Consider the following 14,870-nt stretch of genomic DNA (forward strand, 5'->3'; position numbering starts at 1 on the left):
AATCGGCGTTGAAAAGTTTCCACTCTGAGATGATAAATTACCGGCATTTTGCTGGAGAACTTTGGAGTGATAGAGATGGATATAATTGCCGAAATCAGAAGGCGACATTTTGTCAGTAAAGAAAAAATCAGTTCAATTGCCCGTTCATTGGGGCTGTCCCGTCCTACAGTCAGGAAACATTTAAAGACGGAGGCTGAACCGGAATATCGGCGTCAAACGCAATGTGCGCCGAAGCTAGGAGAATTTAAAGCGTTATTGACCAGTTGGCTGGAAACAGAGGCATTGCTACCGCAAAAGCAGCGTCGAACAGCAATGCGATTATATGAAGGTTTGATAATTGAAGGTTATACAGGCGCTTATGACAGCGTTCGGCGTTTTGTAAAGCAGTGGAAAGCAGAGAACAAGGATACCCCGGCACCCAGGCAAACGTTTGTTCCTTTAGCGTTTAAACCCGGTGAAGTCTGTCAATTTGACTGGAGTCAGGAAGTTGTTGATCTGGGTGGGCGGGAACAAGTCGTCAAGGTGGCGCATTTTCGTTTGTGTTACAGCCGCAAGATGTTTGTCGTCGCTTATTTCAGGGAAGCGCAGGAGATGCTGATGGATGCGCATAATCGTGCATTTGCGTTCTTTGGTGGCGTGCCGCTGCAGATGGTTTAGACAATCCCAAGACAATTGTGGATGCGGTTTTGATGGGCAAAGAGAGAAAGTTTAATCGGCGGTTTATGGCATTGGCGAATCACTATTTGTTTGAACCGGTTGCCTGCACGCCGGCGGCCGGCTGGGAGAAAGGTCAGATAGAGAATCAGGTGGGTAATGTCAGAGAATGGCTGTTCACGCCGCGCATAAAGTTTGCAACGCTGGATGACTTAAACCGCTGGCTGGCGCAGCGTTGTCATGAGCTGTCAAACAGGAAGCATCCTGATTTTGCACAAACCATTGCGGAATGTTTTCAGCAGGAACAACCGTTATTGCGGCAAATCACAACACCATTTGCCGGTTATGTTGAGCACCTGATGAAAGTCTCCAGAACCTGCCTGGTGCGTGTTGACCGGAATCAGTACAGTGTACCGGCCCAATGGTCCGGGAAGGTGGTTTCGGTCAGAGTATTTGCCGGTCATCTTGATATTGTGGCGGAGGGAAAAGCGATTGCGACGCATCAACGCAATTTCCTGCGCGATCAGCTGATCTGTAATCCATGGCATTATTTGCCCGTGCTGGAGAAGAAACCCGGTGCTATCCGTCACGGCGCGCCATTCCAGAACTGGGAACTACCGGAATCGATCCGTCACGTACGTGAGAAACTTCAGAAGCAAGATAAAAATGAACGCGCTTTTGTTGATCTGTTGTTATTGACCCGCGAAGCCGGTCTTGATGCACTTGAGACAGCCTGTGAACTGGCGTTGGAATCCGGTGTTGTCAATGCCAGTGTGTTGCAGAATGCTATACGGCGTTTGATTGAACCAGTTCGTTCCAAGACATTGAATACCGGCGATACCTTACAACTAACCACTGAACCGCTGGCCGATTTCCAGCGTTACGATCATTTGCTTGGAAGCCGCCATGTCCACTGACTTGCTTACCCAACTCAAAGCATTGCATCTGTATGGCATGAGCGACGCCTGGTCTGAGTTAAGCGCTGAAATGCCGCAACGCAAGCAAATATCGCCGGAAACCGTATTAAGCCAACTGATCAATGCCGAAATAGCCGAACGCCAGCTACGCAGCCTGAAATACCAGATGAAGGCTGCAAAGTTTCCAATCCACCGCGACCTGGTGAAATTCGACTGGAATGAAACGCCACTCTCACGCCAACAGATAGAACAGCTCTCAACGGCTGCTTTTATGGATGATGCACATAACCTCATCCTGGTCGGTGGCACCGGTACCGGCAAAACCCATTTGGCCACAGCACTGGGCGTTGCCGCTATTCATCATGGCAAACGCATTCGATTCTTCAACGCTGTGGACTTGGTTAACCTGCTGGAGCAGGAAAAACAACTGAATAAAACCGGACACCTGGCCAGAAGGCTCATTCAGATTGACGCAGTCATCCTTGATGAACTGGGCTATCTGCCTTTCCCGGAATCAGGTGGCGCACTCCTGTTTCACTTGATCAGCCAGCTGTATGAGCGCACTTCACTCATTATAACGACCAACCTGAAATTCAGTGAATGGGTGCAGGTTTTTGGCGATGCCAAAATGACCACTGCATTGTTAGACCGTATTACACATCATTGCGACATCCTGGAAACCGGCAATGATTCTTACCGTTTCAAACATCGAAAACAATGTATAAAAACCAATTAACCAACTAAACAAGGTGGAAACTTTTCGACGCCGATGACTGGAAAATTTTCAATGCCGATTGACAATTAAGACGCGTGGCTATTGGGAATGTAGTCAATGTTACAAACAAACCTCATTAACGGCAGGTACCTTGTTTCATTCAACCAATCTGCCATTAACCAGGTGGTTTTGGGCAATTTTCCTGGTTGCATCGGATAAAGGCGGTATTTCTGCTTTGCGTTTATCCAAACAAATAAACGTGTCCTGGATAACCGCCAGCAGAATGCTGCGAAAGATTCGCATTGTCATGGGACACCGGGATAGCATATATCAATTACATGAACTGATTGAAATAGACGATGCATTGAATGGAGAGCGTCATACTGGGGGAAAGCGCGGCCGAGACGTCGAGAGAAAAACATCGGTGTTGATAGCCGTTGAGAATCGGGAGAAACGTGCTGGTTTTATTGCCATGCAGCAGGATTCTGGTGTTAACGGGGAAACGGTCTCGCAGTTTGTAAAGCGACACCTGTCACCTGATCAATGCGTGCGGAGCGATCACTGCTTTCTTTAGTCGAAATTGGTAAAACACAGAATCATATCGTTCGCGTGACTCCGCCAGACAAAACTGGTGAATGGTTGCCATGGGTACAATAGTCATTAGCAACCTTTAAACATTCCTTCCCGTCTTCTAAATTCTTGTTTGTGTCATACTCAAATTAAACTGAAAAATGGTTTAGAGGCATAAATTTTTTTAAGCAATTAGTGTAGAAAGTTCGTTTATTACTTTTCCATCGGTTCGGAACAATCTTATTGGGATTCAATGAAATCTACTTAACCGGTATTTTTTCGCGCGAAGGTTTTTTTATGCATAACATAGTTATTAATCCCGCTATTGAAAATGAAAGAATTAAAGTTTTAAAGCGCTATGAAATTCTTGATACTCCACAAGATGGCGCATTTGATAATATAACTGCACTCGCTTCTAAGATTTTAAGGGTGCCGATTGCAATTGTGAGCTTGGTTGATAAAGATCGAATTTGGTTTAAGTCTCACCATGGTATAGAGATACAGGAAATAAAACGCGAGCCCGGTTTGTGTTCGTCGGCAATTATATATAATGAGCCGTATATAGTCGAAAATGCAGCTGTTGATCCTAGAACGTTGACCAATCCATTAGTGGCCAGTGAGTTTGGTTTGCGTTTTTACGCAGCTTCTCAACTGGAAACTCATGATGGTTACAACTTGGGTACACTCTGCGTAATTGATTTTAAACCACGAAGCATCAGTGAAACAGAGATCAATATATTAGAAAGGCTTGCAGAGCTTGTAATGGATCAAATGGAATTGCGATTATCTGCACGAAAGATTCATGAATTAAACAGCGAATTAGAAAAGATTCAAAAAGAACTTCGTGAGAAAGCGACACATGATGCGCTTACAGGCGTCTGGAATCGTGGAGCAATACTAGAAATAATTGAAAAATCTTTTGAACTAGCCTATCGTGAAGGAAAACCTATAACTATCTTACAATTTGATATTGACAATTTTAAGTCTGTTAATGATACATATGGGCATGCCGCTGGTGACGAAGTATTGCAAGAAGTGAGTAAACGACTTAACCGATGTTGTCGTAAATCGGACACTTTTGGTCGATTAGGGGGGGAAGAGTTTGTGGCAGTTCTATACCCTTGTGGAAAGGATGATGCATTACAGGTTGGGGATCGTTTTCGCGAAGCCGTGTGTAACAAACTTATTCAAATTACCAATGACACGGTAAGTGAGTTGAGAATAACTACGAGCATCGGCGCTTGCTCATCCGATGAATATGATACCAAAATCGATATTCCGTCTACTTTGAAACGAGCGGACAAGAGACTTTATTATGCCAAAAAAAAGGGGCGTAATTGCGTTGTTTGCTGTGAGAGTTCTACTATTACATCAGAGTTTATTTCAGATGTTGACTAAAATTTATCTTTATATGATTCTCCAATCGCTAAAAATTCATTTGTGTGCGCAAACAATATTTCAACCAGGGATGGGTCGAAATGTTTTCCTGACTGCTCATGAAAATATTCCAAAACTTTTTCTATTTCCCAAGCGGGCTTATAACAACGTGCGCATGACAGTGCGTCAAACACATCGGCACAGGCAACAACACGTCCGGCAATGCTGATATCATTTCCAGATAGTTGATTGGGATAGCCTGTGCCATCCCACTTCTCATGATGTTCATGGGAAATCCGGGCTGCTAATGCAATTAAAGGACGGGTTGAACCATGCAGCATTTTGTAACCTAAAGTCGTATGTGATTTCATTATTTGCCATTCTTCTGGATCCAATTTATCAGGTTTATGCAAGATTGAATCGGGTATTCCAATTTTTCCCACGTCATGCATAGGAGAAGCATGTTTAATCATTTCAGCTTCTTCCATACTACAACCATGTAAATATTTAGCGAATAAAAACGAAAATTCAGAAACTCTTTTGACATGCATACCAGTTTCTTGTGATCTTGTTTCACAGACTTCACTCAATCTGTATAATAACTCGCTTTGAGTATCGATAATCTCCTGATTTAAGTCGCTAATTTCAGAGAGTGCTTCTGCGACCATATCCTCCATTTTATCCTGATAGCGTTTTATCTTAAGATGTGTAGCAACTCTAGCTTTAACTTCTTCAGGGCTAAATGGTTTGATAATATAATCAGTACCGCCTATTGAGAAAGCTTTAACTTTATCGGGTACTTCACCTAAAGCGCTAATAAAGATAACAGGGATGTTTTTGCAAGAAGGAATATCTCTTAATGCACTACAGACTTCAAAACCGTCCATTTCGGGCATTTTTATGTCTAGTATAAGTAAGTCTGGTGTGGATTGGTTAACAGCATCCAATGCCAATTTTCCGCTAGTTGCGGGGCGAACTTTATAGTTTTCTTCTTTTAGTATGGTTGTCAGCACTTTTAAATTAGCTAACGTATCATCTACAACTAAGATATCTGGTGGACTTTTCATAATGGGCTACAGCCCCAAAAAATTCTGTTGAAATAGTATGTATATATTAGTTCTAACAGATCCATATTGTTCGTTGCTAATAGACAATTTGAATCTAATGAAGTTTATTATACTATAGTTTTAAAACATTGATTAATAGTGTTATTTAAGTTGATATCTTTTATTATTCCGGCAAAGATTGTAAACAGATACAATGTGAACTCATTTCACCCATTCATTAATGGAGTTGATTACTTACCTTCTTGAATTTCCTGTATAAGTGTTTGTATATATCCAAAATTATAGCTTTCAACTAATTGTTGCAAGTCATCAGCAAGTTCTGGGTGTTGTTTCTTAATTGTATTAATGAAATTGATTGCATTCTCAATATCGAGTGCTAAGACAATCGATCTTAACATGGTTATTTCTTCTGTCGTAAGGCCTTGGAGTTTTTCTTTTAGTTCAGCATTTTTGTTGTTCGTATCTTTCTCCCCAGCTTCTGGTGAAACTGGTTGATATATGAACTCCAGCTTCAAATGTTTTGTTAAGCAATTGTGAATTTCTTCGACCAAATATGGTTTTCTAATAAAATCATCAAACCCATGCCGCATAATTTTTTCCTGATCTTCTTTAAAAGCTGAAGCGGTTACTGCAATGATTTTTATATCTTTGCCGCCTGGCAACTTCCGTATTTGTGTAGTGGCTTCAATGCCGTCCATGACAGGCATTCTCCTGTCCATAAAGATAATGTCAAATTGAGAAGATTTGAATGCATTAACTGCTTCCAAACCATTTAAAACTGAAACAACACTACAATGTGAATTCCTTAGAATGTTATCCAGATATAGTCTATTGTCTTCAATGTCTTCGACAATAAGTGCTTTAACTTTTTCTTGTCCTTTTTTGACGCTTGGGTATTGCATCTCACTATCAAGATTTCTTGGAAGGACGTTTTGTGAGGCGTTGCTGACTATAAAGTCAAATTTAAAAACGGTACCAACACCTGGTTGACTTTCAGCAGTGATTGATCCTTGCATATGTTCAATAAGTTCTTTACAAATACTGAGACCCAAACCTGTGCCCGGCATACCGTTCTTGGCTTGAATCATTGTTGCTTGCGTGAACGGATTAAAGATTTTTTTAAGATTATCGGCCGTAATACCGATGCCGGAGTCTTCAATTTCGCAAAACATCCGTGTTAAATCATTTCCGGCCGAGGAGCATTTAAGGCGTAATGCAATTCCACCTTCCTCGGTAAATTTAATCGCATTATTGAGCAGATTGATAAAAATTCGTCGTATTTTTTTTTCGTCTGCACGGATGTAATGAGGACAGGTTCGGGAGAAATCAAAAATTAAGCTAAGGTTTTTTTCTTTTGCCAAAATTCTAGTCATATTTTCCACGTCTTCTAAAAGTCCGAACAAATCGAAGTCGACTTCATTTAACTCAATCTTTCCGGATTCAATTTTGGCCATTTCCAATACGTCGTTGATGAGCTCTAAAAGATGATTGGCCGATCGCATAATAATATTGGAATTTTCTTTAATGGCCGTTGGAGTTAGTGGATTTTTGTTGATTAGATGAGAAAAACCTATAATTGCATTTAAAGGACTACGCAATTCATGACTCATATTCGATAAAAACATGCTTTTTGCTAATGTATGATGCTCTGCCATTTTTTTTGCGAGCGCCAATTCTTTAGCATTACTTTCAAGAAGCTTATTTGATGAATTTTTGTTTCTGTATGCAAGGTAGGTGAGGACGAGAAGCAGAACGGACAATAAGCCGATTATAATTGATAGAATCAAGAATTTCTTTTGATTGCTAATAATACTTTCCTGCATTTCGAGCTGAGTTGCGGTGAATTTTATTTCATTTTTCTTTTCATCCAGTATTCTGGAATTTTCCAGTATGGCTAATTTTAGTTTTTTTGATTGTGTTTCACGTTCTTCGATCACTTTATTTTTGTGAGTGATTACTTCCTCTATCTCTAAAGTTTTGTTTCTTAATGTTTCTAATTCCCCGTGTTTTATCTCGATTTCCTTTTGTAATTGCCCGATTTTAATATTTTGTTGATTTATCCTTTGTTCGGCTTTAGTTAGTTGGCTAGAAAGTTGTTCTCCGGCTTGCTTGGTTTCTTTAAGATCGGTTTTAAGTTGCTCATCTCTTTTTTGCTGCGAGTCAATTTCTTTTTGTAAATTGTCAAGTTTTTCATTCTGAGCCTGAATATTTTGCAATCCTTCTTTATATAAGGCAGCGACATCAATTTCAGTTCCTCCTAATAAAATAATGTCGGGATTAAGCCCTAAATTACGGTTCAAAATATTCGCTTTGTTAATTTGAAATGAGATTTCATGGTCAATATTTTCGTGCAAATCAATAAGAGCAATCCTGTCGTTATGTAGTCTTTCTGTTATGAGTAAAGTGCTGGTGTTTTCAGTTGATGAAAAAATTTGTGAATATTCTTCGATTTTGTCATGAGCAATAAAAACAAGTTCTACACCTTCTGGAATATTTGCACCCGTACTACGGGTAACTATAAATTCCTTTTCATGTAATTTTCTAATATGTGAAATATTTTTCAACTGTTGCTCGACCCGATTATTTTCGTCAATTAGATGAAAATGGTAACGACTCTTTTGCGCAGCATGTGGCCATTGAATATGTTCGGCTAATTTGAAAATATATACGGCTAGTAAATTTTCCTTCGGGTGAGTTGTATTGGCGTGCGCATAGGTATTCTTTGAAGCAAGCACAACAAATAAAATACAAAACAATAACTTGTAGTTATGTTTTAGAGCCAATGAAAAATTGCTGAGTTTAAAATTTGTATATATACGACGCATAGATTCTTTTTTTTGAATGTCACTTATGGGCGTCTCTAAAAATTTATAATTCTAAACAAGACGAGGCAAGAACAAAAAATTTTGACGCAGCATATGATTGATATGTAAGGAAACATTTTTTGTAAACAACGAAGTATTGTAACGAAGTATGGATTTTTAGAGGTGCCCTTATTGTTGTTAAGAAGTTTTGGTCGAAATTGAATTACATCGGTAGAATGGATATTCAGCTAAATATCTGTATTGGTATAGGCATTCTTATTATGGTAACACGAGATGCGGTGTGCGGAGAGTCAAACGGCCACCTATTTTTGATCTCCAATTTGTTTAACTTCGTTAACGATAATGCATCATTGACATCCATTAATAATTTATCCTTTTTTCTGTATTTTACTTCCATTATTTGAATGTCATTGTCAATGCTGTCGTCCGGCTTCCCTGGTTTTTGGTTTTAGCTGTTCTCAGTCGAACAGTAGCAAAGACTGATTCGACTAGGTTGGTTGTTCTCATGTGCTGCCAATTTTCAGCAGATAATCATAGAAGGCCAGCATGAAATCTTTATCCTTTTCCAGGCATTCTATTGCTTCCGGATATTTCAGGTTGAAACAACCAATGCAGTGATCAAATGATCTGCAAGCTTTTCCCCATGTTTCCGCCATTCAGATATTGTGTAGCATTTTCTTGGATTCGGGCAGCTTTTCCATTACATTGACAGACTTATGTACCTAGTACATCAACCACACTATTTTGACGGATTGAGTACGTGCACTAAAATATTCATGACATAGTGTTAAGAGTTTTTTATCCGTCATCGGTGTTTAAACATCCATGCAGCTGAACAAATACAGCTATTTCCAATTCTATGTCTGCAATCAATATGTTGCGTGCGTCTTCTCGTAGCATTTCTTGTAATGGATCATTTGGTTCTGGTTTATTCAGATTAAAAACATTACTATCTGTCACGCGGTGTTTCCTTTTTTTGGTTGATTTGCCGAGATCTTTACCAACAGGTTACACCGCTTTCTTCCCTTTTGTCATACACCAGATATGATTATAGCTCTACCGGGACAGCATAGCAGTGAGGCCAGATAATGGAATCTTTCAAGATTCACCCATTTAAAGTCGTTGCATGAATATTATTTGCAGATAAAGAATATTTATGAACGAACTTGCCGAAATCAAAGAACTTTCCGCCTTGCTGCGCGCCAGAGTGCCGCTGATTCTGATTGAAACACATGAAGAGCCGCGTATTCTAAAATTGTTGACCCAGGCCTCCAATTTGGAAAACCAGTTGATGATGCGATGGAGTATTGTCGATGGGCTTGGCCGGGTTATCGGTACCGGAGGCGGTATCGGTGATATGTCTGTTGCAAGAAAAGGTGACGACCATGGTAAAGCCATTTATCAAACAAACGAATTAATTGGTTGTTTGCGGCATATTGATAAATCAACCCAGAATGGTGTGTATGTTTTGTGTGATGCGCATCCGGGTTTCAATGATGCTGTTGCGGTGCGCCTGATACGCGAGATTGCCATGGATCATGCCAAATGTGCGCGCACACTGGTATTTATCAGTCCTGCACTGGAAGATGTTCCTTCGGAATTGTTACGACTGGCTGCGCATTTTAAGCCGAAGTTGCCGACACGGGACGATATTCGGTCAATTGTTGTGAATGAAGCACAATTATACCGCACCCAGAATGGTGACAAAGTTCGTGGCGACCGGCGCACGATTGATCTGTTAATCATGCATTTACTGGGGCTTGAATTCGAGGATGTGCGCCGGCTGGTGCGCCAGGCACTGCGGGCGGATGGTGAAATTAACCAGGACGATATTCGGCGTATCCTGGCCATAAAACATGAGGCGCTAGGGGGCGCCGGTGTTTTGGGTTTTGAAGAATCGGCGTTCAAGTTCGAAGCCATTGGCGGGCTTTCGCGAATGAAGCATTGGATTGCACTGCGTCAAAAACCATTTCTTGATCCCGGAACAGCAGCGCTTGACCGGCCCAAGGGAATATTGCTGCTCGGTGTGATGGGGGGTGGTAAAAGCCTGGCCGCGCGTGCAATTGCCGGAGAGTGGAACGTGCCGCTGATGCGGCTGGATTTCGGCGCGATGTATAACAAGTTTTATGGGGAAAGCGAGCGGAATCTGCGGACTGCGCTGGCAGCGGCAGAAGGCATGGCGCCATGTGTATTATGGATCGATGAACTCGAAAAGGGACTTGGTTCCGGCGTCGGTGAACAGGATGGCGGTGTATCGCGTCGCATCTTGGGTACATTTCTGACTTGGCTTTCAGAACGCAGTAATACAGCAAAACCCGTTTTCATTGTCGCAACAGCCAACGATATTTCAACATTGCCTCCTGAACTTATTCGCAAGGGGCGTTTTGATGAAATCTTTTTTGTCGATTTTCCGAATGCTGCAGCTCGGGAACAGATTTTTGCCATTCATTTAAAAAAACGCGGCTTTGATCCGAAAAATTTCAAGTTGACCGAACTGGCCGCAAGTGCCAGCAGCTTTTCCGGCGCCGAGATCGAGCAGGCGGTCATTGCAGCAATTTTTGAAGTCACGTCGCGTGATAGTGACCTGACACTTGCTTCGTCGGATATTTTGCATGAACTCGAACGCACTCGTCCGCTGTCGGTGGTTATGGCAGAACGTATCGGCCAATTGCGTGCATGGGCGCATGACAGAGCGGTATTGGCAGATGATTTGCACGACTGATTGCACATTTCATGCTGTCAATCAAACCGGAACGTATAAAACATATCAACCGCGCTGTCTTCACCGGCCTGAGTAACAACGGTGATTTTGGGTGTCAAACTGTAAGTCAGTTTGGTGATGCCCGCAGTCGTTGTGGTGATGCCGCGTTCGTAACTTAAATAGGCGCGCGAAGAAAGGCGCTTGCCGATAGTGCCGATTTGGCCACTTAATGCACTGCTTGCCAAACCGACTGGACTGGTTAAGGGTGGGCCGGGTATGCCAGTACCGGTTGTTTGGGTGCTGCCTGGCGTGCTGCCCTGTCTAAAGGAGATTTCGTCGACGCCAAGCATGTCGCTAAGCTGTCCGGTGATGCCACCGGAATCACCGCCGAAGATTGAACTGGCGGCGGTGATTAACAGTGAAGTATCCAGTCCGCTGGTATCGGGCGCGCGTCCCAGTACAATCCATGACAGTTTCTCGGTATCGGGCACATTGGGCGTTGAGACCAGTTTGACTTTGGGGTGGCGTACCGAACCGGCTACTTCAACACCGGCCTCGACCTCGAGATCTTTACGTTTTGCCAGGATATTCAGTCCCGGATCGTCAATCGGACCATGAAAGTTTACAATGCCGCGTTCAACGGTTAGATCCTGGCCATACGCTTTATAGGTCGTCTGACGTGTGGCGATGGAACCAACAACGCTCAACGCTTGTTTTTCATCGTTTTGCAAATGCAGTTTGCCATCCAGGCGTCCTTCGAGTCCTGCGACGCGCAGAAAGAACTGTTTTCCGAGATCGAGTGAGGCATGCAGGTTGACGATAGTCCCCTGTTCATCAGTGTTCGATTTGTTCGCCAATTCGGATTTGTCATCAACGATGATGATGTCACCGGCCAGTTGCGGCCGCATTGCGGGAGGTTGTGTGATCAAGCCGGCATCGGCAATAATGTCGCCACCGAGATCAAGGACATTATTGATGAATTGCACCTTGCTTTTACCGGAAGCGACAATCCAGTAATGCGGCGGATGCACAAGATAAAGGCGGTCCAGGCTGACAGTCAATTGATGGGTATTTTCCTTAAAACCCAGTGAACCGGTAACGTTCAGCGAGCCCGGTTTGTCTTCAAGTTCCAGTTTTCGCAACAACCGGTCTTTAGGGGGTGGTTCATGCGGTGATAAAAAACTGAGTTGATCGATATGCAATGCGGATTGATCGAAGCGTGCCGACAATTGGCCCTGATGCAGATTTACCCCAACATCGAGTAATGCGATTGCCAGTTTGTCGCCGTTGATAGTGCCTCGCAGTTCTGGTTTTCCGAGTGATCCTGCAACGCTGGCGTGCAGTTTAATCTGTCCGCCTGTTTGTATGGCGTTATCGGTTACCTGATCCAGCCAGGATAAATCAGGTGCCTGTAGATTCAGTTGGCCGTCCAACCTGGTTTGTGGCGGTAATAATTCACCGCCGGCAGTATGTATGATCGGCAGTTTGAGCTGCGCCTTTGCTGTGCCGATTTGTGCGCTGTCCAACTCGAACTGACCCGTTAACATGCCGTTTTGCGCTTTGGCGTGTAGTTTTAAAGTCTGTAACCCGGCTGGCTGCGGTAGTTCTCCGGGCAAATACCAGTCACCTTTTTCCCGCGTAATTTCAATATCGCCATTGAGCTGTGCCAGTGAGGCCGTTGATTGCATCGCCCATCTTCCACCCAGTTGTAACAGGTTTTCTGTAGGAATTAAATCACTGTCGGGATGTAATCTGATGCCTGAAAAATGGCCACTGCTCTTCCAGTTTTCCGGTGACCAGAAAATAGTTTCAATGTTTGCCTTGCCGCCGGCGACTTTAAACTGGGCATTACGTATGGAAATCTGTTCAGTGCCGAGCTTGAGCGGCATGGGTGCCTGTAGTTCAACGGGAACCAGACCCGTGATCGCCAAATGGGCTAATTGTCCTTGCCAGCCAGGCAGGGCATCCGGTTTTTTGGCTTGCTGTATGCCGCCATCGGCTTGCAGAGTAACGGTCATTTCATCATCGACGCGCAAGTCGGTTTGTATTGTGTGACTCGACTGCGTGCCGTTTATTTTCAGATTAAGCTGTTTGACCCGGGTTTCTCCATCTGTGCGGAGTTGATTGGCCGTGAGCAGCAGTGAAAGCGCCTCCGAATGTACTTTTCCTTTGGCGGCGAAGTTGTCGATAGCGTGGTTGCCGGGCAGCGTAAGTTTTTCGCTGTCAATATCAAAATCTACTGCCGGCGAGTCCAGTGTGCCTTTCAGATCAATCTGCGCTTTGAGAAAACCGGATAATCCAAGCCCGATTTGCGCGAGCGATGGCGCGGTAATATTTACGGCCAACGCGTTGCCCGGTTTGCCGAATTTGCCATGGATACCCACATAATTAGAGCCGATCTGAAAGTCGGCTTTACTGGTGACGGACAGTGGCAGTTGAACGGCAATATTCCCTTTTCCTGAAACCGGTTGATGGTTTAAATGGCTTTTTTCAAACTGATAGTCAAGCAAGCCTGAGAACTCGGGAGATAAATGACCGGTAACTGTCAGTCTGGTGTTCAGATTGGATACCGGTGCCTGTAGAAAATCGGCGATATTAAATTGCCGGAGCTGACCGGTAAAGTGAAACGGTTGTGTGTGGTCATCCGGGTTTTCATGATCCAGATTGAGTTCTCCTGTGCCAGTCAGGCTGGATTGGCCGTGACTCAGGTTGAAATGTTCCAGCCGAACCTGACTGGCGGTATGTGTGACCGAGGCATCGAGCTTCAAGGTCTGGTCACTCAGCCTGATTTCAGCGTTCAGCCGGTCGGCATCGGCTGTCACTTGTGCCAGACCGCTGATTTTTGCGGCCTGCAGTTGAGTAGTAATTGCTGCCGGATTCAGACTGCTGACATTAAGATCGGCAATTCCGGATGCCGGGTCGAAACGCCATGCAACACTGCCGGAGAGGATGCCCTCTTTACCCTTTTCTGATAACAGTATCTGCAGATTGTCCAGTTTGAGTTCATCCCCGGTGAATAAAACTGCCGAGTTGATTTCTGCAATGGGCAAGCCGTCCTGATCCAGTGGCGCGAATGCATGGTTTTTCAACGTCAGTTGCCCGGCGAGCTGATTTTCAGCGTTCTGACCGAGCGTTGCGTGTAATGCGAGATTGGCTTTGGGGATATCAGGTGTGCCGGGGAATAATGCAGCGGGATTGAATTCAGTAATGGCCGCTTCAAGTGATGTGACGAGAGAAATAGCGGAGGTGGCAAACGGCTGGACTTGTGCAACTATTGTTGCTTGCATCGGTTTATTATGATGTTCGAGATTAATGTCAACCCGTTCCAGCGATCCGTTTAAAGTCACTTGGGTTTGTCCCCATTTCCCGGAATTGTCGAGCAAGATAGTTGATTCCAGCTTAAAAGGGCGTGCTGCCAGGATTTGTCCCGATGCGTTGAGCGCGCCCAGTATCGAGTTAAATGACAGCTGTACCAACCGGTGTTGCTGCGCATGACTTTCCAGCTGAATTGATAAATCGGTCAAAGAAAAATCAGGTTGCCGGGATTGATGGGATTGCTGACCGGTTTGATCCGTGCCTATGGAATAAATATGAATTTCATCGACCTGTAGCTGTTTTAACGCGATCTCAAGCGGCAGTGTTAAATCATCGGGCAACGCCGTTTCGTCTTCATCCTCGGTGGGCGATGTATACACAACAACTAACCGGGCGCTGATGTCGTTGATGTGCAGTTTCCCGGAAAACAGTTGGTCTATTGACCAGTCCAGTTTAAATTGATGGACAGCAAATTGCAGCGATTCGTCGTGATAGCGCAGCGTCTCGATTTGTAATGCGCCGATGGTGCCGTCAACGCCTTCAAACTGTATCGTTGAACCACTTATCCGTTCGGCTGCGGACAGCAGCCACTGCAGTCCGGGTGTGGTGTTTACAAGCCAGTAACCGCCGCTGGTGATTGCCATGAAAGTGCTTAATAGAATAACGGTCAGCCATTTAAAACGAAAGCCCGAACGCTTGATATTTTTATGCTGCATGTTCCGTGCGTCC

General features: G+C 43.9%; 9 protein-coding genes and 2 pseudogenes. 6 read left to right on the forward strand and 5 right to left on the reverse strand.

What is annotated here, in order from left to right; genetic code table 11:
* The first annotated feature begins 75 nt into the window (after nucleotides 1–75).
* The 5 genes and pseudogenes from istA (at nucleotide 76) to MRK00_09055 (ending at nucleotide 4,254) form a co-directional block, all read left to right on the forward strand.
* On the forward strand, nucleotides 76–657 hold the full coding sequence (gene istA, locus MRK00_09035; protein ID MDR4517516.1) for an IS21 family transposase: 582 nt from the start codon (nucleotides 76–78) through the stop codon (nucleotides 655–657).
* 17 nt (nucleotides 658–674) lie between these two features.
* Nucleotides 675–1,571: a hypothetical protein gene (locus MRK00_09040; GenBank protein ID MDR4517517.1), complete on the forward strand. Its 897-nt coding sequence runs from the start codon at nucleotides 675–677 to the stop codon at nucleotides 1,569–1,571.
* Complete coding sequence (istB, locus tag MRK00_09045) at nucleotides 1,561–2,307, forward strand: IS21-like element helper ATPase IstB (protein ID MDR4517518.1); 747 nt, start codon at nucleotides 1,561–1,563, stop codon at nucleotides 2,305–2,307. Before MRK00_09040 ends, istB begins: the two co-directional genes overlap by 11 nt.
* An 82-nt stretch (nucleotides 2,308–2,389) precedes the next feature.
* A pseudogene (locus tag MRK00_09050) lies at nucleotides 2,390–3,034 on the forward strand (IS1595 family transposase).
* A gap of 65 nt (nucleotides 3,035–3,099) precedes the next feature.
* Nucleotides 3,100–4,254 carry a sensor domain-containing diguanylate cyclase gene (locus tag MRK00_09055; protein MDR4517519.1) on the forward strand — a complete coding sequence of 385 codons (1,155 nt, stop codon included), beginning with the start codon at nucleotides 3,100–3,102 and terminating at the stop codon, nucleotides 4,252–4,254.
* Here the strand turns inward: MRK00_09055 and MRK00_09060 are convergent.
* From MRK00_09060 to MRK00_09075, 4 genes and pseudogenes are all read right to left on the reverse strand, one after another.
* The gene (locus tag MRK00_09060; protein MDR4517520.1) at nucleotides 4,251–5,300 is read right to left on the reverse strand and encodes a response regulator; all 1,050 of its coding nucleotides are present in this window, start codon (nucleotides 5,298–5,300) and stop codon (nucleotides 4,251–4,253) included. The genes MRK00_09055 and MRK00_09060 overlap by 4 nt on opposite strands.
* A 230-nt stretch (nucleotides 5,301–5,530) precedes the next feature.
* The gene (locus MRK00_09065; protein ID MDR4517521.1) at nucleotides 5,531–8,125 is read right to left on the reverse strand and encodes a YfiR/HmsC family protein; all 2,595 of its coding nucleotides are present in this window, start codon (nucleotides 8,123–8,125) and stop codon (nucleotides 5,531–5,533) included.
* Between the two features lie 426 nt (nucleotides 8,126–8,551).
* A pseudogene (locus MRK00_09070) lies at nucleotides 8,552–8,718 on the reverse strand (transposase).
* Between the two features lie 205 nt (nucleotides 8,719–8,923).
* A complete protein-coding gene (locus MRK00_09075; protein ID MDR4517522.1) occupies nucleotides 8,924–9,085 on the reverse strand; it encodes a hypothetical protein in 162 nt (53 codons plus the stop codon).
* A gap of 196 nt (nucleotides 9,086–9,281) precedes the next feature.
* Between MRK00_09075 and MRK00_09080 the strand changes: the two genes are divergently transcribed.
* Complete coding sequence (locus MRK00_09080) at nucleotides 9,282–10,847, forward strand: AAA family ATPase (GenBank protein MDR4517523.1); 1,566 nt, start codon at nucleotides 9,282–9,284, stop codon at nucleotides 10,845–10,847.
* Between the two features lie 17 nt (nucleotides 10,848–10,864).
* Here the strand turns inward: MRK00_09080 and MRK00_09085 are convergent, their stop codons facing one another.
* A complete protein-coding gene (locus tag MRK00_09085) occupies nucleotides 10,865–14,857 on the reverse strand; it encodes a translocation/assembly module TamB domain-containing protein (protein ID MDR4517524.1) in 3,993 nt (1,330 codons plus the stop codon).
* Between the last annotated feature and the right edge of the window lie 13 nt (nucleotides 14,858–14,870).

It is taken from the genome of Nitrosomonas sp., from assembly GCA_031316255.1.
Classification (GTDB): Bacteria; Pseudomonadota; Gammaproteobacteria; order Burkholderiales; family Nitrosomonadaceae; genus Nitrosomonas.

Bases quoted from the DNA above. Each gene is read 5' to 3' on its own strand.
- istA (MDR4517516.1), top strand. From the start codon at position 76: ATGGATATAATTGCCGAAATCAGAAGGCGACATTTTGTCAGTAAAGAA.
- istB (MDR4517518.1), top strand. From the start codon at position 1,561: ATGTCCACTGACTTGCTTACCCAACTCAAAGCATTGCATCTGTATGGC.
- MRK00_09060 (MDR4517520.1), bottom strand. From the start codon at position 5,300: ATGAAAAGTCCACCAGATATCTTAGTTGTAGATGATACGTTAGCTAAT.
- MRK00_09065 (MDR4517521.1), bottom strand. From the start codon at position 8,125: ATGCGTCGTATATATACAAATTTTAAACTCAGCAATTTTTCATTGGCT.
- MRK00_09080 (MDR4517523.1), top strand. From the start codon at position 9,282: ATGAACGAACTTGCCGAAATCAAAGAACTTTCCGCCTTGCTGCGCGCC.
- MRK00_09085 (MDR4517524.1), bottom strand. From the start codon at position 14,857: ATGCAGCATAAAAATATCAAGCGTTCGGGCTTTCGTTTTAAATGGCTG.